Here is a 19,588-nt window from a genome sequence, read left to right on the forward strand (position 1 = left end):
CCGATGGAATAGAAAGGAAGGACTCTTATGAGCAAGATCAATCGAAACGAGCCGCCCCTCTTTGAGGTGGATGGAAAAGCGGTCCTGACGGGACTCAGGCGCGGAGACAAACTGGGCAGGTATGCGATCCTGGCGGTCCGCGATCCGCTGGGCTTTTCCAAGGATGCGGCGGACGTCATCGCCGACTCGATGACCGACGTCAGGGAGATCACCCGCAATTCGATGTTCACCGTCCTCAGCGGCTGCTATCAGGACGCGCAGATCATCGTCTGTTCCACCGGCAGCGGCGGCGCGGACACCGAGATCGCAATGGTGGACCTCATGCAGTACGGCGGCGTGGACACCTTCCTGCGCATCGGCACCTCGGGCACCCAGCGCCCCGACCTCAACGTCGGCGACATTGTCATCACCTCCGGCGCGGTCCGCGACGAGGGCCTTACCAAGGAATATATCGACGCCTGCTACCCCGCCATCGCCAGCTATGAGCTGATGCTGCCGATGATCGAATCGGCGCAGGCCCGTTCCCTCCGCTATCATGTCGGCATCACCCGCTCCAACGATGCGATCTACTGTGGACAGGGCCGCCCGGTTATGGGGTACCTGCCCAACGAAGGCGTTGTCGAGCATTGGGTGAACGCAGGCGTGCTCAACGTCGAACGCGAGACGGCCGCCATCCTGACCCTTGCTCAGCTCTTCCATGCGCGCGGCGGTTCGATCTGCACGGTCTGCAACAGCTCGATCACCCAGAAGGTCGGCGTATCGCAGGGGATCGACGATGCGATCGCCGTCGGTCTGGAGGGGCTTGCACTCCTCGCCAGGCGCGACGCGGAGAAGGAAAGGGCCGGGCAGAAATGGTGGAGCCCGCACTGCGGCTGATGCGCCGGCAAAATGGGAAAGGGGGGCCGGAGGATGGGGCTGAAGACGCCGCCCGGCGGCATGAATAAAACAGCCGGGCCGGAGGTGCTTGCGATCGGCGACGTGCTGATGGATTACCAGTACTGGGTCGACCGGTTCCCGCAGAGGGGCGGGGACGTCAAAATCCTGATGTCGAGCTGCAGCCCGGGCGGATCCGCGGCGAACACTGCGTTTTCCCTCGCGCTGCTGGGGATCCGGTGCGGATTCTGCGGACGGATCGGGAAGGACGCGGCGGGCCGTCGTGTCGAGGAACGTATGCAGAACGCAGGTCTGGACCTGAGCTGCATGCAGTACGGCGACGACACCGGCTATACCGTGACGATCATAGACGACCGTAGCGAACGGACGATGCTATCCTTTCGCGGCGCAGCCGGCGAACCGCTGGAATTGACCGCCGCGCTCCGGCAGACGCTGCAAACCGTCCGGGTGCTGCTGCTCTCCGGATACCTGCTGGCCGATGCGGCGCAGGCGCGCTTTGCGGTCGAGGCCGCCGGGATGACGCGGCGGGCGGGCGGGCTGGTCGCGCTCGACGCCTCCCCAAATATCGAAAATGTCCCGCCCGATACCCTGCGGGAGGCGCTCGCTGTAACCGATATCCTGCTGCCGAACCGGCGGGAGATGCAGGCGATCACCGGCGTTTGGGAAACGGGCGCCGGCCTGGATGCACTGCTGTGCAGGGTGCCGATCGCCGCGCTCAAGCTGGGCGCGGAGGGGTCGGCGCTCGGGATCCGCGGCGGATACTCCGAAACCGGACGCTGGCATGTCCCTGCCGTCGAGGTGACCCCGCTGGATACGACGGGCGCGGGAGACGCCTTCAACGCGGGATTTCTCGCGTCCTACCTGCGCGGGGAAAAACCAGAGGACTGGCTTCGAGCGGGAAACGCGCTCGCCGCGCGGGCAATCTCGCAAAAGGGCGCCGTGCCGTTCGACGGAATGGAAGAAAAGGTGTGTGCCGGAGTCGGCTGATTGCACACCGGATATCCAGAGGGGATCCCGCCGGCGGGATTCCCTCTGATTCTTTTCCTGGCCGCCCGGCCTTCCATTCATAAAACGAATGGAAAGCGCTATATATTATAATTGTATGGAAAAGCGGTACAGCTTGACTTTTGGGCCGGATTCCGATAAAATTTAAGGCATTACAAATGGTTGTTTGCCGCACAGTCCCACGCCATTCGGAAGCGACGCGCTGCCGGATGGCGTTTTGTATGGGGCGCGGCGGAGGATGGAGGAGTCGGTTTGGAAATACGGATGGCCGGGATCGACAGCTCCCGCGCCCCGGTCGGGGTACGGGAGCGGTTCGCGATGACCGCTTCGGCCGCGTCCGAGGCGGCGGCGCGCGCCTGCCGGGAGTTTGGCGCAAAGGGGTGCGTCCTTCTCTCCACCTGCAACCGCACCGAGCTGTGGTTGAGCGGGCGCGCTTCGCTCGAACCCTATGAGCTGCTCTGCGCGCTCAGGGGCGCGGAGCCCGGCGCGCACCGGGACTGCTTTGTCCGCCGCGAGGGCCTTGAGGCGGCGGAACATCTCTTCCAGCTCGCGTGCGGAATGAAATCCCAGGTCTTCGGAGAGGACCAGATTTTGACCCAGGTCGGGACCGCCCTCTCCCTCGCCCGGGAGGCGGGCGCGGCCGACGCGGTGCTGGAAACCCTCTTCCGGTCGGCCGTCACCTCGGCCAAGAAGGTTAAAACGGCCGTCCGCCTGACGGAGGCGGACCAGTCGGTGGCGGTGCGGATGGAGGCGTTTTTGAAGGGCGTCATGGGACCGCTCGCGGGTACGCCCTGCCTGGTGATCGGAAACGGAGAGATGGGGCGGCTCGCGGCGCGGCGGCTTGTGGAGGCCGGGTGCCGCGTCTCGATGACGGTGCGCCGCTACCGCCACGGGGAGGTTTCGCTGCCGGACGGCGTGGAGGCGGTTTCCTATGAGGAGCGGCTCTCCCTCCTGCCGCGGGTGCGCCTGGTGGTCAGCGCGACTGCCAGTCCACACTATACGCTGCGCGCGGCGGAGGTCGGGCCCGCTCTCTCGGGGCCGAAGGTATTCTGCGATCTCGCGGTGCCCCGGGACATCGACCCGGCGATCGCATCCCTGCCGGGAGCGCGGGTTTACGACACCGACGGGATCTGCGGCGTGGCGGACGCCCGCCGCGATGAAGCCGCTCTGATGCGGGCACGGGAGATCCTCGCGGACGGCCTTGCGGAATTCGCGCGGTGGTACGGCTTTCGCGCGGTGGTGCCCGCGGCAAGGGAGACCGGCGAGCTCGTCGCCCGGGATTTTATGGGCCGGGTGGAAAAGACGGTGAGCGGCCTCGGACTCTCCGGGGAGGCGGAGGAGGAGCTTCTCGGCCGGCTGCGGGCTTCGGCGGAAAAGACGGTCGACAGGCTGCTCTTTGGCCTGCGGGAGACGCTGCCGTCCGAGCTGTGGCAGCCCTGTATGGACGCGCTGCATCTGGCCGCCGGAGGGCGCGCCGAACCCGCGGGGCCGGGCGATTTTGCCCCCCGGCCCGCGGCCGGAGGGGCGGAAAACGCTCCGCGTTTTCCGCTGTTCGTCGATCTGACGAACAGCAAAATCGCCCTCGTGGGCGGCGGCCGCGTCGCGGCGCGCCGCGCGAAGGCGCTCGCCCCCTTCGGCTGTTCCCTCACGGTGATCGCGCCGGACATCTCCCCGGAGATCGAGGCGCTCGGCGCGCGGATCGTCCGCCGCGCCTTCCGGGCGGGCGACTGCGCGGGCTTCGACCTTGTGCTCGCGGCGACCGACGACCGGGAAACCAATCACGCGGTCGGGGAGGAAGCCCGGCGGCTGGGCATCCCGGCGAACGTCTGCGACGCGCCGGGGGAGTGCGGCTTCTTTTTCCCGGCGGTTGTGCGGCGGGACGCGCTCGTCGTCGGGGTGACCGCCAGCGGGACGAACCACGCGCTGGCAAAGGCCGCGGCGGACAGTCTCCGCACGCGGATGGAGGAATGGATCCCAAAGGAGGTGACGGCGGATGCGGCGACGTAAAATCCGCTTTGGCAGCAGGGAGAGCAGACTCGCGGTCATCCAGAGCGAACTGGTGATGGATGCGATCCGCCAGGCGCATCCCGACTGGGAGCTGGAGCTCGTGACGATGAAAACGACGGGCGACGTGATTCTCGACCGCCCGCTCGACCGGGTGGGCGGCAAGGGCCTTTTCGTAAAGGAGCTCGACCGCGCGCTCCTGGAGGGCCGCATCGATTTCGCGGTACATAGCCTCAAGGACCTGCCGATGGAGCAACCGGAAGGGCTGCCCATCCTGGCCTATTCCCGCCGCGCCGACCCGCGCGACGTGCTGGTTCTGCCGGAGGGCGCGGACCGCCTGGACCCGGAAAAGCCGCTTGGCTCGTCGAGTCCGCGCCGTGCACTCCAATTGGGGGGCCTTTTTCCCGGGATGCGGGTGGAAAGCGTGCGCGGCAACATCCAGACCCGCCTCTCCAAGATGGACGGCGGACAGTTTTCCGCGCTGGTGCTGGCCTATTCGGGCATCCTGCGCCTCGGACTGGAAAACCGCGTCAGCAGAGTCTTTTCCACCGATGAAATGCTCCCGGCGGCGGGCCAGGGGATTCTGGCGGTGCAGGGGAGGGCGGGGGAGGACGCCTCCTTCCTCAGCTGCGCCGATGACGAAAATTCGCGGGCCGCGGGGCTCGCGGAACGCGCCTTTGTGCGCGCGCTCGACGGGGGCTGTTCCTCCCCCATCGCCGCCTATGCGGAGCTTCACGGGCAGGAGCTTCGGCTGACCGGCCTCTACTGCCGGGAGGCGGACGGGAGCCATACGGTCGAACGCATAACCGGTAGCCGGACGGATGCGGAAAAGCTCGGCGTCCTGTTGGCCGAACGGATGAGGAGGCGGGTATGAGCGGAAAGGTCTATCTGGTCGGCGCGGGCCCGTCCGACGCGGGACTGCTGACCCTCAAGGGTTATGAACTGCTGCAAACCGCCGACGTGGTGGTGCACGACGCGCTCGTGGGCGGGGAGGTGCTCGGGCTGATTCCGCCCGAAACCCGCCGTGTCGACGTGGGCAAGCACGCGGGGAACCATCCGGTGCCGCAGGAGGAGATCAACCGCATCCTGCTGCGGGAGGCGCTCGAGGGGCATACCGTCGTGCGGCTCAAGGGCGGGGACCCCTTCCTTTTCGGGCGGGGCGGCGAGGAGCTCGAGCTGCTCGCGGAGCGGGGCGTCCCCTTCGAGGTGGTGCCGGGCGTGACCTCGGCCGTCGCGGTGCCCGCCTACGCGGGCATTCCCGTGACCCACCGGGACTGCTGCTCATCGGTGCACATCATCACCGGCCACACGAAAAAATCGCCGGGCGCGCGCACCGACTATCGGGCGCTCGTCCGCTTGGGCGGCACGCTGGTCTTTCTGATGGGGGTCGCTGCGCTGGAGGAGCTCTGCGCGGGACTGCTCGGCGGCGGCATCGACCCGGCCACGCCCGCCGCAATTTTGGAGCGGGGGACCACGGCCCGCCAGCGGCGGATTTCTGGAACGGTCGAAACCCTGCACCAAAAGGCACGGGAAGCGGAGGTCGGGACCCCGGCGGTCATCGTCGTGGGGGAGGTCTGCGCGTTGGCGGAGCGGTTCTCCTGGGCGGAGAAGCGCCCGCTCGGCGGCAGGCGGGTGATCGTCACCCGTCCGCGAAAGCTTGCCTCCCGCATGACCGCGAAGCTGCGCGCGCTGGGCGCCGAGGTCCTGGAGCTGCCGTCGATCGTGACGGAGCCGGTCGCGCCGAATCCGGCGCTTGACGAGGCGCTCGCGCGGATCGGCGAATACGGCTGGCTCGTCTTCACGAGCCCGACGGGGGTGCGCGTCTTCCTGGAGCACCTGCGCGAAACCCGCTTCGACCTGCGGCGGCTGGGCGGGGTGCGGCTGGCCGCGATCGGCCCGTCGACCGCCGGGGCGCTCGAGGAGCGCGGGCTGCTGCCCGCGCTCCTGCCCGAACGCGCCTACGCCGCCGCGCTCGGCGCGGCGCTGGCGGAACGCGCCGCCGGGGAGCGGGTGCTCATCTGCCGCGCGAGGCAGGGCTCGCCCGAGCTGACGCGCGCGCTCGACGCGGCGGGGATCTCCTACGACGATCTCCCGCTCTACGAGACGCGTTACGCCCATCCGGACGCGAAGCGCGCGGCGGAGCTGCTCGACGCGGGGGAGATCGACTATGTGGCGTTCACGAGCGCGTCGACCGTCCGGGGGTTTGCGGAGACGCTCGGGAAACGGGATTACCGGGAGGTCCGCGCGGTCTGCATCGGGGAATCGACCGCCGCGGCCGCGCGGGAATACGGAATGAAGATCGAAATTGCCGGGGAGCCGTCAATCGACGCGATGGCAGACCGGATGGCGGAACTGAGTGAGAAGGAGCGTAAGGGATATGGAGCTTATTGAGAGGCCGAGAAGGCTGCGGAAGACCCCGGCCGTCCGCGGGCTGGTGCGGGAGACGCGGGTGTCGAAATCCGCGCTGGTCTATCCGATCTTCGTCAAGGAGGGGCGGGGGATCGCCGAGCCGATCCCCTCGCTCGACGGGCAGTTCCGCTACAGCCCCGACATGCTGCAGGTGGAGCTTGAAAAGGTGCGGGAGGCGGGGGTGCCCGCCGTGCTGCTCTTCGGGCTGCCCGCGCATAAGGACGAATGCGGCTCGGGCGCGTGGGACGACGAGGGCGCGGTGCAGCAGGCGCTGCGGCTGGCCAAACGGGACTTTCCCGAACTCTATCTCATCACCGACGTGTGCATGTGCGAATACACCTCCCACGGGCACTGCGGCATTTTGAACGGCCGGGAGGTCGACAACGACAGGACCCTTGAGTTGCTTGCCAAAACCGCCCTCTCCCACGCGCGGGCGGGCGCGGACATGGTCGCGCCCTCCGACATGATGGACGGCCGGATTCTCGCGCTGCGCCGGGCGCTCGACGGCGCGGGCTTTTCCGACACGCCGATCATGTCCTATGCGGTCAAATACGCCTCCGCCTTCTACGGGCCCTTCCGCGACGCGGCGGGCTCGGCGCCCGCCTTCGGCGACCGGCGGGGCTACCAGATGGATTACCACAATGTCCGGGAAGCGGTCCGGGAGGCGGCCCTCGACGTGGAGCAGGGGGCGGACGTCCTGATGGTGAAGCCCGCGCTCTCCTATCTCGACGTGGTGCGCGAGGTCAAGTCGCGGTTCGACCTGCCGCTGGCCGCCTACAGCGTCAGCGGGGAATACGCGATGATCCGGGCGGCGGGGAAGGCGGGCCTCATCGATGAGGCGGCGGTCGCCTGCGAGGCGGCGGTATCCGTCTTCCGCGCGGGAGCGGACATCCTCATCACCTACTACGCCAAGGAGCTCGCGGGCTGGATCGACGAGGGGAGGATCGGCTGATGGGACGTTCGGAGGAACTGTTCGAGCGGGCGAAAAGGGTTATCCCCGGCGGGGTCAACAGCCCGGTGCGGGCGTTCGGCTCGGTGGGGCTGACGCCGCGCTTCATCTCCCGTGCCGACCGGCAGAAAATATACGACGCGGACGGGCGTGCATACACCGATTACGTCGGCTCGTGGGGGCCGATGATCCTCGGGCACAACCATCCCGTGGTGCGCGAGGCGGTCGAGCGCGCGGTGAAGGACGGCCTCAGCTTCGGCGCGGCGACCGAGCGCGAGGTGGAGATGGCGGAGCTCGTCTGCGGGGCGGTCCCGTCGGTCGAGCTGGTGCGGATGGTCAATTCGGGCACCGAGGCGGTCATGAGCGCGGTGCGCGCGGCGCGCGGCTTTACCGGACGGGACAAGCTCGTCAAATTCGCGGGCTGCTACCACGGCCACAGCGACGCGATGCTCGTCAAGGCGGGCTCGGGCGTGATGACGGCGGGGGTGCCGGACAGCGCGGGGGTGCCCGCGGCCTGCGCCGGCGACACGCTGACCGCCGCCTATAACGACCTTGAGAGCGTGGAGCTGCTCTTCGCGGAGAACCCGGGGAAGATCGCGGCGGTCATCGTCGAGCCTGTCGCCGCCAATATGGGCGTGGTGGAGCCCGCCGGGGGCTTTTTGAAGGGGTTGCGGCGGCTCTGCGACGAAAACGGCGCGGCTCTCATCTTCGACGAGGTGATCACCGGCTTCCGGCTGGCGTTCGGCGGCGCGCAGGAGCGGTACGGCGTCGAGGCCGACCTCGTCACCTACGGCAAGATCATCGGCGCGGGGATGCCGGTGGGCGCCTACGGCGGGCGGCGGGAGATCATGGAGCGGGTCGCGCCGGTGGGGAGCGTCTACCAGGCGGGCACCCTCAGCGGCAATCCCGTCGCGATGGCGGCGGGGCTTGCCCAGCTCCGTTACCTGCGGGAGCACCCGGAGGTCTACGCGCATATCGAAAGCCTCGGCCGGAGGCTGCGCGGCGGGCTGCGGGAGGCCGCGCCCGGCTGCGCGGTGACGGGCGCGGGGTCGCTCTGCTGCCTCTTTTTTACCCCCGGCCCGGTCGTCGATTACACGACGGCGAAGGCGGCCGACACCGCGCGGTTCGCGCGCTGCTTCCGGTTTTTGCTCGACCGGGGGATCTACACCGCGCCCAGCCAGTTCGAGGCGCTCTTCCTCTCGGACGCGCACACCGAGGGGGACGTGGACGCCCTTGCGGCCTGCATCGCGGATTTCTTCCGCACGGAAAAAAACTGAACGGGACCGGAAAGGGCCGCCGCGGGAAACCGCGGCGGCCCTTTCCATTGCCAAACCCTGGCCACCTGATTCATTTTTTCAATTGGCAAGCATATTGTTAACCATGTTATACTATTCACAAAGGGAGCCGTGCCGTCCGGGGACGCTCCATCCAACGAGGAAAGGCGGAAGAAAACAGATGGGATATCGCTTGAGCTATCCGGAGGCAGACGAGCTCTTCCGGAAACTGTCGGCGGAGTATGAGATCTACGCGCCGAAGCTGTTTGAGAAACAGGGCCGTTATTCCGATACGGACATTGTCCGGTACGACCGGGTAAAACGGGCCGAGGAGATCGTCTGGGACCGCAAATCGGACTTTTCGGCCAAGGAGGTCGTCAGCCCGATCACCCAGACCATTTTTTACTTTACCGAGGACGAATACCGCGAGAGCCGCACGGGCGCCAAAAAGCTCCTCATCTTCCTGCGCCCCTGCGACATCAACGCGTTTGAGCACCAGGACAAGATCTACCTGGAGAATGGCGGCATCGCCGACGTGTTCTACCAGCGGGTGCGCGACCGGGTGCGCTTTGTGCTGATGGAGTGTACCGAGGGGTGGGACACCTGCTTCTGCGTCTCGATGGGCGCCAACCGCACGAACGACTATTCCGCCGCCGTCCGGCGCGACGAAAACGGCCTGCTCTTCTCGGTCCCCGACCCCGAGCTGGCCCCCCATTTCGCCGGGAACCGGGAGGAGCCGTTCGAGGTCCGGTTCATCGAGCAAAACGATTTCACCGTGGAAATCCCCGAGATCCCCAATAAGGACGTGCTCAACAAGCTCAAAAAGCACCCGATGTGGCAGGAGTTCAACGACCGCTGCATCAGCTGCGGAAGCTGCACCGTCGCGTGCAGCACCTGCACCTGCTTCACCACGGTGGACAAAATCTACGACGAAAACGCCCACGCGGGCGAACGCCGCCGCGTGGCGGCCTCCTGCCAGGTGGCGGGCTTCGACTGCATGGCGGGCGGGCATGAGTTCCGCACGACCGCGGCCGACCGGATGCGCTACCGCGTCCTACATAAGGTGCACGACTACAAGGCCCGTTTCGGCGATTTCCACATGTGCGTGGGCTGCGGGCGGTGCAGCGCGAGATGCCCGAAGTTCATCTCGTTCCCCGCCACCATCAACAAGATGGCCGCCGCGATCAAAGAGATCGTCGCCGCCGAACGCCAGTGAAAGAAGGAGGATACCGATGAACAATCCCGTCATGCCGAAACCCCATCAGATTCTGGATATCATCCGGGAGACCAATCTGGAATACACCTTCCGGATTGAGACGGATATGCGTCCCCAGCACGGGCAGTTCTTTCAGCTCTCCCTCCCGCGCGTCGGCGAGTGCCCCATCTCGGTGAGCAATTTCGGGGAGGGGTGGATGGAGTTCACCATCCGCTCGGTCGGCAAGGTGACCGACCAGTTGTTCTCCCTCCAGCCGGGCGACGAGCTTTTTGTGCGCGGCCCCTACGGAAAGGGCTGGCCGATCGACGAGCTGCGCGGCAAGCACCTCGTCGTCGTCGCGGGCGGCACGGGCGTTTCGCCGGTGCGCAGCCTGCTCAACAAATGCGCCGCCGAGCCGGACTTCGTGAAGAGCGTCGACCTCATCTGCGGCTACAAAAATGAGGACTGCATCCTCTTCCGCCCCGATCTCAGGCGCTGGGCGGAGAAATTCCGCGCGATCTACACCCTCGACAGCCAGGTGTGCGAGGGGTGGGAGACGGGGCTCGTCACCACCCACATCTCGAAGGTGCCGTTCGACTCCTTCGGGGACGATTACGCGGTGATCATCGTCGGCCCGCCCGTCATGATGCACTTCTGCGGTCTGGAATGCAAAAAGCTCGGCATCCCGGACGAAAAGATCTGGGTCTCCTTCGAGCGCAAAATGTCCTGCGCCGTGGGCAAATGCGGGCACTGCCGCATCGACGAGACCTATGTCTGCCTGGAAGGCCCCGTATTCAACTATACGGTCGCCAAAGACCTGTTGGATTGAGGAGGGAACAAGCGGATGAACCAGGATATCAACATTAAAAAACTCCAGAAGAACTGCTGGCGGCAGTCGAAGGTGCCGGGCGAATTCATGCTCCAGATGCGGGTCCCCGGCTCGATGATCAGCGCGAAGCACCTCGAGCGGGTCCAGTATATCTGCCAGACGTGGGGCAACGGCAATTTCCACGTCGGCATGCGCCACACCCTCAACGTGCCGGGCGTCAAATACGAGGACATCCCGGCGGTCAACGACTACATCTCCGAGTACCTCGAAGAGGTCGAGTGCGACATGTGCGACGTCGACATGGAGACCGACGCGGGCTATCCGACGATCGGCTCCCGCAACATCATGGCCTGCATCGGCAACACCCACTGCATCCTCGCCAACTACAACACCCAGGACCTCGCCCGCAAGCTGGAACCGCTCGTCTTCCCGAGCCACTACCACATCAAGATGTCCCTCTCGGGCTGCCCGAACGACTGCGGCAAGGGCCACTTCAACGATTTCGGCATCGTCGGCATCTCCAAGATGGTCTACCACTATGAGCGGTGCATCGGCTGCGGCATGTGCATCGACGCGTGCAAAAAGCACGCGACCGGCGTGCTCTCCTTCACCGAGGACAAAAAGATCGCCAAGGACACCTGCTGCTGCGTCGGCTGCGGCGAGTGCGCGACCGTCTGCCCCGCGGGCGCGTGGACCCGCAGACCCACCAAGTTCTTCCGCGTGCTGGTGGGCGGGCGCACGGGCAAGCAGTCCCCCCGCATGGGCAAGACCTTCCTCAACTGGGTCACCGAGGACGTCCTCCTCACGGTCATCGGCAACTGGCAGAAGTTTTCCGCCTGGGTGCTGGACCACCAGCCCGTCTATATGCACGGCGGCCACCTGATCGACATGGCCGGCTACGACAAGTTCAAGGAGATGATGCTCGAGGGCGTCACGCTGAACCCCGAGGCGACGGTGGCGCAGCGCATCCTGTGGACAGAGACCGAGTACCGCGCCCAGATCAACGTGATCCCGCTTTCCGAGCACCCCAAGGCGGGCCCGCGAAAATAATGGGCCGCCTGCCGGAAAAAGCCTCCCGCGCATACGCGCGGGAGGCTTTTTTGGCGCCGGTCAGCCTCCCGAAAAGGTGGCGCAGACCTCGCCGAGAAGGTCGAGGAAGACCCCGGCGGCGTCGGGGAGGGGGCGGTCATTCGGAAGGATGTAGGAAAAATCGCGGGTGTAGGAGCTGCGGACGGGCAGCTCGACCAGTTCGCCGCTGCGCAGCTCGTCGAGCATGACGAGCCGGGAGAGGAAGCAGACGCCGAGCCCCTGCTTGACGACCTCCTTGATGGCGAAATTGGAGTTGTATTCGATGCGGTTCTCCACGCGGATGTGGTTGGAGGAGATGAAGCTGTCGAGGTACTGCTCGGTGCCGGAGCCCTGCTCGCGGGTGATCCACAGCACCTTGCCCAGCCTGCCGGGGCTGGCGTCCCCGAGCTCCCCCGCGAGGGCGGGGGAGGCGGCGAGCACGAGGTGGTCGGTATAGAAGTCGGTGCGCTGGAAGCTGTGGGGGATGTCCCGCCCCTCGATGAGCCCCACGTCGATCCGCCCGTCCTCGAGCGCGTCGCAGACCTCGCGGGTGTTGCCGACCAGCACCCCCGCGCGCACGTCGGGATACCGCCCGCAGAAAGCCGCCAGGACCCTGGGAAGCATATGGTCGCCGATCGTCATGCTCGCGCCGATCTCGAGGCGTTGGACGGCGGCGCTGTGCCGGATTTGGTCGAGCTCCCCGAAGGTGTCCTCCAGGGTGCCGAGCACCTTTTTGGCGCAGCGGTAGACCGCCTCGCCCGCCTCGGTCAGCTCGATCTGCCGGGAGACGGCCGAACGGGTGAGCAGGCTTGTCCCGCCGAAAAAGATCTCCACCTTCTTGACCTGCTGGCTGACGGTGGGCTGGGAAAAATTCAGCTTCTGCGCCGTGCGCGTGAAGTTTTTGCTCTCCGCCACCTCCACAAAGGTCCGCAGTTCCTCGAACAACCTCAGTCACTCCCCTCTGTACATTGATCCTATCATAGCACCTTTCGGCCCCGGCATCAAATCCCAATGCAAAATTGCGCGGAGGGGATTGGAATTCCCGGGGAAATGAGGTACAGTGTAAGGGAAGCGAACGAAAAAGACTGACAGGGGGAACTCGTCATGCGATTTGCTGTAATCGGCACCAATTTTATCACCGACCGGCTCCTGACGGCAGCGGGGGAGGTCCCGGGGTTCCGGCTGGAGGCGGTCTGCTCCCGCACGCGGGAGCGCGGGAGGGAATACGCCGCGAAGTGGGGCGCGCCCCGGGTCTTCACAGACCTCGACGAGCTGGCCGCCTGCCCGGAGGTGGACGCGGTCTACATCGCGAGCCCCAACGCCCTGCACCGCGCGCAGGCGGTGAGGATGCTCCGCGCGGGAAAGCACGTGCTCTGCGAAAAGCCCGCCGCCTCCAACGCCCGCGAGCTCCGGGAGATGTATGCCGCCGCGGATGAAAGCGGCACGCTGCTTCTGGAGGCGATGCGCCCGGCGTTTCTGCCCTCCCTCGACCGGTTGCGCGAGGCGCTCCCGCGGATCGGCAAGGTGCGGCGCGCGGTGCTCAGCTTCTGCAAATACTCCTCGCGCTACGACCGGTTCCGCGCGGGCGTCATCGAAAACGCCTTCAACCCCTCCCTCTCCAACGGCGCGCTGATGGACATCGGCGTCTACTGTGTGCACCTGCTGCTGCTCCTTTTCGGGGAGCCGGAACAGATCCAGGCGGCCTGCGTCAAGCTCGAAAACGGAGTGGACGGCGCGGGCACCATCCTTGCGTCCTACGGGGGGATGACCGCCGAGCTGCTCTACTCGAAGATCAGCGGCATGGACGACCGCAGCGAGCTCCAGGGGGAGGACGGCAGCATCTTCCTGGGGGACATCAGCCACCTGGGGGATCTCCGCCTGTCCCTGCGGGGCGGCGGGGAGACGCCCCTGCCGGTGGAAACGGCGGAGCACGACATGCGCCACGAGCTGGAAGCGTTCCTCAGGATGGCCGGGACGGGCCGGGGAGAGGAGCCCCACCGCCGCCGGTCGATCGCCGCGATGGAGCTGCTGGACGAGGCGCGGCGGCAGTGCGGCATCCGTTTCCCCGCCGACGAAACGCGGTAATAGCGATAAAACGGGAACAGGGCGCCCGCCGGACGGCGGGCGCCCCTATTTTATGCGGGCGGATCCTCGCCGCCGCAGAGCAAGCGCTGGCATTCGAGCAGGGCGCGCGGCGCGGGATTGGTATCCGTCACGGCCATCGCCTCCAAACGGTTATTTGGACAGCCCCTCGAGGATGTTCCCCGCGTAGCGTTCCAGCTCGGCCTGCGTCTGGATGCGTTCCCCGCCGCGGTGGACCAGGTCCTGCACATAGCTCGGCAGGGCGCTGTAATACTGCTTGGCGCGCGCGTCCCGCTGGAGCAGGGCGTCGAGTCCGGTGGGGAAGCTCCCGTTCACTTTTGACATGTTCATCACCTCGCCCTATAGTATGGGGCGGGGCGGGGCCCTTCATGCAGGGGACGGAAATTCAGAGCAGGCAGGGGTTGCCGATGATGCAGAGCAAAAAGAAGATGACGAGCGCGATCAGAAAGACCGCGAGGCAGCCGTCGCATCCGGGCGCGCCGGAACGGCAGCGGGGGCAGTTTTCCGGGCGGCAGCCGCAGCTTTCCCGGTCGGGGCAGTCGGAACAGTTCATCAAGGATCCCTCCCATACCGATTTATATGCGGGGGAGGGCGGGCAGATGAATGGCCCCCGCCGAACGGAGGGAACGGCGGGGGCCGGAGAATGGAATTGGGAGTAAATCGGAATGACTACCGCCCGAGCACCTGCATGACTCCCCGCACGGTCGTTTCATTGACGGCGAGGTAGCAGTCGTTGGAGGGCGGAAGAGAGGACCCGAAATTCAACGTCGGGTTCAGCAGGGTCGAAGGGTCGGAAACCTGCGCGGTGCCGCCCAGGTGGACGCGGGAGACGCCCGTCTCCTCGACGAGGCGCAGGATGTTGCCCGCGCGCACGCCGCCCCCTGCGAGGACCTGGATCCGGTCTCCGTACATCTGCTGCATCGCGCGGATGGCGGGCGCGCCGGTCAGCGCGTCGGCGCAGCCGCCGCTCGTCAGCACGCGGGTCACCCCGAGGGAGACGAGCTTCGACGCGGCGTCGAGCATGTTTTCGGTGACGTCGATGGCCCGGTGAAAGACCGTCTCGCAGCCGTCGGTACATTCTAGGAAGCGCGCGCACCGCTCGTAATCGAGACGGCCGTCGGCGGTCAGGAAGCCGAAGACGACGCCGTCCGCCCCCATCCGGGAGAAGCGGCGCGCGTCCTCGCACATGACGGAAAAGTCCTCGTCGGAATAGCAGAATCCCGCGCCGCGCGGACGGACCATGACGCTGACGGGCAGGGAAACCTGCTCCTTGACCAGGGCGACGAGGCCGGCGGAGGGGGTGAGCCCGCCCAGCAGATGGGCGGACACCAGCTCGATCCGGTCGGCGCCCACGCGTTCGGCCAGTTTGCAGTCCTCGAGCGAGCCGCAGCAAAGCTCAATGGACACGCGGTTTTTCATGGGAACGCCTCCTGGGGAAGAAGAGGGTCTCACTTCTTATAGGTGATTGCCGCCGTCCTGCCCCCCTCGGCGGGGCCGGGGCAGGCGGTCATCGACTTGATCGCGTCAAGGTTGGTGATGATGCAGGGGGACATCGGGGAAAGGCCCTGCTCCCTGATGAAGCCGATGTCCATCTCCATGATCTTGTCGCCCTTTTTGACCTTCTGGCCGACCTCGACAAAGCTCTGGAAGCCCTTGCCCTCGAGCTTGACGGTGTCGATGCCCAGGTGGACGAGGATCTCCAGGCCGTCGTCCGACTCGATGCCCATCGCATGGAAGGTGTGGGCGATCTGGAAGATCGTCCCGTCGACGGGGGAGTAGACCGTCCCTTCGGTCGGGTCGACGGCGATGCCGTCCCCGAGCACCTTTTCCGCAAAGACGGGGTCGGGGACCTCGGTCACGGGGATCACCTTCCCGGTCAGCGGGGCCGCGATTTCAAGTTGTTTGCCTTTCAGAAAGTTCAGCATACCCTATTCTCCTTATACTGTTGCCCGCTGCCGGGGCTTTTGATAGTAGTGCAAGATATCCCTCTCCGCCGCGGCGGAGAGGGATATCCGAAAGACGGATACGGTTTTGATCAGAGGAACTTCTTCATCGCGTCGACGAGCAGCTCCGCCTTCATGCCGACGATGACCTGGGTGACCTGGGTCCCGGCCTTCATCACGCCCGAGGCGCCGAGGGCCTTGAGGTCCTTCTCGTCGATCTCCTTGTTGCTGACAAGGACGAGGCGCAGGCGGGTGATGCAGCTCTCGATCTCCTTGATGTTTTCCTTGCCGCCGAGGACCGCGATATATTTCTGGGCCAGCTCGTCGAAGCCGATGTCGTCGGCCAGCTTTCCGAAGTCCGCGGTCTCCTCGTCTTCCTCGCGGCCGGGGGTCTTGAGATCAAACTTCTTGATGACGAAGACGAACAGGAAGAAGTAGATGACCGCCATGATCAGGCCGATGACGATCGACAGGGCGGGTTTGGTGGAAATGCCCCAGTTGAGGACCATGTCGAAGAGGCCGGCAGAGAAGCCGAAGCCCATCTTGATGCCGAGCATGACGCTGACCGCCATGGAAACGCCGGTCAGGGCGCCGTGGATCACGAAGAGGCCGGGAGCGAGGAACATGAACATGAACTCGATCGGCTCGGTGATGCCGCAGAGGAACGCCGGGATCGCGACGGAGATCATCGCGCCGCCGATGGCGGCCTTGTTCTCCTTCTTCGCGCAGAAGTACATGGCAAGCGCGGCGGCCGGCAGCGCAAACATCATGATCGGGAAGAAGCCGGCCATGTAGTTTCCGGCAGTCGGGTCGCCCGCGAAGAAGCGGGTCAGGTCGCCGTGGACCACGGTGCCGTCAGGCTTGGCAAACTCACCGAAGTTGAACCAGAAGTAGGAGTTGAGCACGTGGTGCAGACCGACGGAGAGCAGCACGCGGTTGAAGAAGCCATAGATTGCCGCGCCGGCCGCGCCGATGCTGGAGAGGAATCCGGCGAAGGTGTCAAGCATCTTCTGGATGAACGGCCAGACAAAGCCGAAGCCGATACCGGCAAGCAGCGTGTAAAGGCCGGTCATGATCGGGACGAAGCGGCGGCCGCCGAAGAAGGCGAGCCAGTCGGGCAGCTTGGCGCTCTTATACTTGTTGTAGGCGACACCCGCTATGACGCCCGCGATGATACCGCCGAAGTGCGCCATGTTGACCGAAGCGACGCCGGCGTAGAGGCTCTGCGCCCAGGCGAAGCCGCCGACCGAACCGAACAGGCCGGTGGCGCCCTCCGCGACGGGAGTGACCAGCCAGCTGAACAGCGCGCCCGCGGTGCCGTTCATGACGTAGAAGCCGATGGCGCCCGCGAGGCCCGCGGCGCCGTTGTTGTCCTTCGCAAAGCCGATCGCGACGCCGATCGCGAAGAGCAGCGGCAGGTTGTCGAACAGCGCGGAACCGGCCGCCGAGATGAAGGGCAGGTTGAGCAGGTCGCCCTGTCCGAGGCGGAGCAGCAGAGCCGCGACCGGAAGGGAGGCGATGGGCAGCATCAACGCTTTACCCAGTTTCTGGAGCTTTTGCAGGAACGTGGTTTTTTCCATGTGTCTACCTCCTAAAACAGAATCTATTATGTACGGGGCGAATTCCCCGTATACAGACAAAGCCGGAATCTACATCTGGACCAGCAGGCAGATGTGGACCGCCAGAAACGCCTTGTGGTCTTCAGAAAGCTCCGCGCCGATCTCCCGTTTCATCAGGTCGGAGACCGCCTGCGCGGCGCGGTAGTATTCTCCCATGCCCAGCCGGACATACTGTTTGACGGGCATCTCGAGCGGGGCGCCGCGCAGCGCGGAGCTGATCAGGCGGTTGAGGCTGGTCAGGAAGTTTTTGCAGGCGGAGGAGTTGGTGTCGAAGGTCCGCCCGAAGCACCGCCCGACCACGAGCACCGCCTGCTTATAGAACCGGGCGTTTTTCATGGCAGTATTGATGTGCTTGTTGCGGCGGGCGGAGTAGAGGTGGAGGGCGATGAAGCCCTTTTCCGGTTCGCCGATATCGACGTCGACCTCCCTGCGGATGAGCTTGGCGGCAATCTCCGCGACCTCGAACTCCCGCGAGCACATGATGGCGATCTCGCCGATGAAGGGGTTGTCGATCGGCAGGCCCATCTTGAGGCGTTCGATCGCGAACGCGATGTGGTCGTAGAGGGCGTCGTAGAGCTTGTCGTTGGTGATGTCGAGCTTTTCGCGCGCGATCTCCACGATCTCCTGGGTCACCTTCTCGACCTTTTCGATGTCGTAGTTGAGCCGTTTGATCTCGCTGGGGTTGACGCTCTCGTCCAGGATGGAAAAGACCTTGTTGTCCGGATCGTCGCCGTTGATCAGGTCGCCCTTGCGCGCACCGAACCCGACGCCCTTGCCGATCAGCACGATCTGCTTGCCGCCCGGCTCCTCGGCCAGGACGACGTTGTTGTTATAGACCTTCAGCACTTTGTAGTGCATGCCGCGCGCCCTCCTTCAAGCCGTCCCCCGTGAAAGCCGACCGCGCGCGCCGCCCTGCGGCGGCGCGGCACTTACAGGTTTTCGGTGAGGAACTTTTTGATGGCCTCGGCGGCTTCGACCTCCCGCTCGCCGTCGACGGCGACGGTGATCTCGTCGTTCTGCTTGACGCCCAGCCCCATCAGCGCGAAGAGGCGCTTGCCGTCGGCCGACTTGCCGTTCACCGAGATGGTGGTCGCGGCGGGGAAGGACGAGATGCACTTGACGAGCAGCCCGGCGGGGCGCGCGTGGATGCCGAGGGCGTCGTTTATTTTGTAGGTAAAGGTCTGCATGAAATGATCCTCCTTTTGAGCGGATGCGGATGTACCGGCGAAAATCGGGGAAAAATAAAAGGCACAAACTTTCCAAACAATTCAACCAATCGTCCGAAAGCTTATGCCTGATCGCATCAGTAACATCACTTTGCATCTTCTGTTTGGTTTCAGTTTAACAGCTGAGATATATTTTGTCAATATTATGGACACATTTTGTTAACAATAACAGAAAATGGATAAAAAATTGTGGATTTATCCCTAAAAAATTCTTTTTTTAAACAAGAGCCCTTGTAAAGACGGATGGAGCCACTATAATGAAACTAAGCGACCCGCGGACAGGGCCGCAGCAAAAAGGGGGAACCGACCATGAGAATATACGTTGCGAAGGACTACCACGACATGAGCCGCAAGGCCGCCAACATCGTCTCCGCGCAGGTGATCATGAAGCCCAACTGCGTGCTCGGGCTGGCCACCGGCTCGACGCCCGAGGGCATCTACGCCCAGCTGACCGACTGGTACAACAAGGGCGATATCGACTTCTCTTCCGTCAAGTCGGTCAACCTCGACGAGTACAAGGGCCTTCCGCGGGAGAGCGACCAGAGCTATTACTACTACATGAACGAGCATTTCTTCAAGGGCATCAACATCAGGCCCGAAAACACCCACATCCCCAACGGCATGGAGCCGGACAGCGAAAAGGAGTGCGCGCGCTACAACCGGGTCATCGAGAGCGTGGGCGGCATCGATCTTCAGATCCTGGGCATCGGCGCGAACGGCCACATCGGCTTCAACGAGCCGGGCGAGGCGTTCGAGAAGGAAACCCACTGCGTCGCGCTCACCGAGAGCACCATCGAGGCGAACTCCCGCTTCTTCGAGAACCGGGACGACGTGCCCCGCTACGCCTATTCGATGGGTATCAAGTCGATCATGCAGGCGAAAAAGATTCTGCTCGTCGCCAGCGGGGCGGGCAAGGCGGACGCGATGTACGCGGCGCTCTGCGGGCCGATCACGCCGGCGGTACCCGCGTCGATCCTCCAGCTCCACAACGACGTGACCGTTGTGGCGGACGGCGCGGCGCTCGCCAAAATCCAACTGTAAAAGCCCCGCGGCGCGGGGACGGAGGTTCC

20 protein-coding genes are annotated in these 19,588 nt (G+C 65.1%); 12 read left to right on the top strand and 8 right to left on the bottom strand.

The window, feature by feature from the left end; all coding sequences use genetic code 11:
* Positions 1-27 precede the first annotated feature (27 nt).
* The 10 genes from C1A13_RS06705 (at position 28) to asrC (ending at position 11,609) form a co-directional block, all read left to right on the top strand.
* Positions 28-876, top strand: a complete 849-nt coding sequence (locus C1A13_RS06705; protein WP_101550365.1) for a nucleoside phosphorylase — start codon at positions 28-30, stop codon at positions 874-876.
* A 33-nt stretch (positions 877-909) separates the two neighbouring features.
* Complete coding sequence (locus C1A13_RS06710) at positions 910-1,881, top strand: carbohydrate kinase family protein (protein ID WP_172439199.1); 972 nt, start codon at positions 910-912, stop codon at positions 1,879-1,881.
* Between the two features lie 270 nt (positions 1,882-2,151).
* Complete coding sequence (locus C1A13_RS06715) at positions 2,152-3,906, top strand: NAD(P)-dependent oxidoreductase (RefSeq protein ID WP_146021696.1); 1,755 nt, start codon at positions 2,152-2,154, stop codon at positions 3,904-3,906.
* The gene (gene hemC, locus C1A13_RS06720; protein WP_101550372.1) at positions 3,893-4,777 is read left to right on the top strand and encodes a hydroxymethylbilane synthase; all 885 of its coding nucleotides are present in this window, start codon (positions 3,893-3,895) and stop codon (positions 4,775-4,777) included. The genes C1A13_RS06715 and hemC overlap by 14 nt, the downstream gene beginning before the upstream one ends.
* The gene (cobA, locus tag C1A13_RS06725) at positions 4,774-6,294 is read left to right on the top strand and encodes a uroporphyrinogen-III C-methyltransferase (RefSeq protein ID WP_101550374.1); all 1,521 of its coding nucleotides are present in this window, start codon (positions 4,774-4,776) and stop codon (positions 6,292-6,294) included. The genes hemC and cobA overlap by 4 nt, the downstream gene beginning before the upstream one ends.
* Positions 6,281-7,264 carry a porphobilinogen synthase gene (gene hemB / locus C1A13_RS06730; RefSeq protein ID WP_101550376.1) on the top strand — a complete coding sequence of 328 codons (984 nt, stop codon included), beginning with the start codon at positions 6,281-6,283 and terminating at the stop codon, positions 7,262-7,264. Before cobA ends, hemB begins: the two co-directional genes overlap by 14 nt.
* A complete protein-coding gene (hemL, locus tag C1A13_RS06735; RefSeq protein WP_101550378.1) occupies positions 7,264-8,538 on the top strand; it encodes a glutamate-1-semialdehyde 2,1-aminomutase in 1,275 nt (424 codons plus the stop codon). The genes hemB and hemL overlap by 1 nt, the downstream gene beginning before the upstream one ends.
* Positions 8,539-8,716: 178 nt before the next feature.
* Entirely contained in the window at positions 8,717-9,751 is a 1,035-nt protein-coding gene (asrA, locus tag C1A13_RS06740) for an anaerobic sulfite reductase subunit AsrA (RefSeq protein WP_101550381.1), read from the top strand.
* A 16-nt stretch (positions 9,752-9,767) separates the two neighbouring features.
* Positions 9,768-10,559, top strand: coding sequence for an anaerobic sulfite reductase subunit AsrB (asrB, locus tag C1A13_RS06745; RefSeq protein ID WP_101550383.1), 792 nt, complete (start codon positions 9,768-9,770; stop codon positions 10,557-10,559).
* A 15-nt stretch (positions 10,560-10,574) separates the two neighbouring features.
* Positions 10,575-11,609, top strand: coding sequence for a sulfite reductase subunit C (gene asrC / locus C1A13_RS06750; RefSeq protein ID WP_101550385.1), 1,035 nt, complete (start codon positions 10,575-10,577; stop codon positions 11,607-11,609).
* Between the two features lie 60 nt (positions 11,610-11,669).
* Here the strand turns inward: asrC and C1A13_RS06755 are convergent, their stop codons facing one another.
* Positions 11,670-12,572, bottom strand: a complete 903-nt coding sequence (locus C1A13_RS06755) for a LysR substrate-binding domain-containing protein (RefSeq protein ID WP_101550387.1) — start codon at positions 12,570-12,572, stop codon at positions 11,670-11,672.
* Between the two features lie 159 nt (positions 12,573-12,731).
* Between C1A13_RS06755 and C1A13_RS06760 the strand changes: the two genes are divergently transcribed.
* Positions 12,732-13,712, top strand: coding sequence for a Gfo/Idh/MocA family protein (locus tag C1A13_RS06760; protein WP_101550389.1), 981 nt, complete (start codon positions 12,732-12,734; stop codon positions 13,710-13,712).
* Between the two features lie 150 nt (positions 13,713-13,862).
* Here the strand turns inward: C1A13_RS06760 and C1A13_RS06765 are convergent, their stop codons facing one another.
* The 7 genes from C1A13_RS06765 to C1A13_RS06790 form a co-directional block, all read right to left on the bottom strand.
* A complete protein-coding gene (locus C1A13_RS06765; RefSeq protein WP_121586242.1) occupies positions 13,863-14,054 on the bottom strand; it encodes a hypothetical protein in 192 nt (63 codons plus the stop codon).
* A 61-nt stretch (positions 14,055-14,115) separates the two neighbouring features.
* A complete protein-coding gene (locus C1A13_RS14875) occupies positions 14,116-14,283 on the bottom strand; it encodes a hypothetical protein (protein ID WP_158595569.1) in 168 nt (55 codons plus the stop codon).
* A 116-nt stretch (positions 14,284-14,399) separates the two neighbouring features.
* Positions 14,400-15,149 carry a copper homeostasis protein CutC gene (locus C1A13_RS06770; RefSeq protein WP_101550393.1) on the bottom strand — a complete coding sequence of 250 codons (750 nt, stop codon included), beginning with the start codon at positions 15,147-15,149 and terminating at the stop codon, positions 14,400-14,402.
* 29 nt (positions 15,150-15,178) lie between these two features.
* Positions 15,179-15,655 carry a PTS sugar transporter subunit IIA gene (locus C1A13_RS06775; protein ID WP_101550395.1) on the bottom strand — a complete coding sequence of 159 codons (477 nt, stop codon included), beginning with the start codon at positions 15,653-15,655 and terminating at the stop codon, positions 15,179-15,181.
* Positions 15,656-15,765: 110 nt separating this feature from the next.
* Positions 15,766-17,253 (bottom strand): N-acetylglucosamine-specific PTS transporter subunit IIBC, encoded by a 1,488-nt coding sequence (gene nagE / locus C1A13_RS06780; RefSeq protein ID WP_101550397.1) that lies wholly within the window; start codon positions 17,251-17,253, stop codon positions 15,766-15,768.
* 69 nt (positions 17,254-17,322) lie between these two features.
* A complete protein-coding gene (locus C1A13_RS06785; protein ID WP_101550399.1) occupies positions 17,323-18,150 on the bottom strand; it encodes a PRD domain-containing protein in 828 nt (275 codons plus the stop codon).
* A 71-nt stretch (positions 18,151-18,221) separates the two neighbouring features.
* On the bottom strand, positions 18,222-18,479 hold the full coding sequence (locus C1A13_RS06790) for an HPr family phosphocarrier protein (protein WP_101550401.1): 258 nt from the start codon (positions 18,477-18,479) through the stop codon (positions 18,222-18,224).
* A gap of 348 nt (positions 18,480-18,827) precedes the next feature.
* Here C1A13_RS06790 and nagB point away from each other — a divergent pair, with 348 nt between their 5' ends.
* Positions 18,828-19,559 carry a glucosamine-6-phosphate deaminase gene (gene nagB, locus C1A13_RS06795; protein ID WP_101550403.1) on the top strand — a complete coding sequence of 244 codons (732 nt, stop codon included), beginning with the start codon at positions 18,828-18,830 and terminating at the stop codon, positions 19,557-19,559.
* Positions 19,560-19,588: the final 29 nt, after the last annotated feature.

The organism is Anaerotruncus massiliensis (ex Togo et al. 2026) (assembly GCF_900199635.1).
GTDB lineage: Bacteria > Bacillota > Clostridia > Oscillospirales > Ruminococcaceae > Anaerotruncus > Anaerotruncus massiliensis.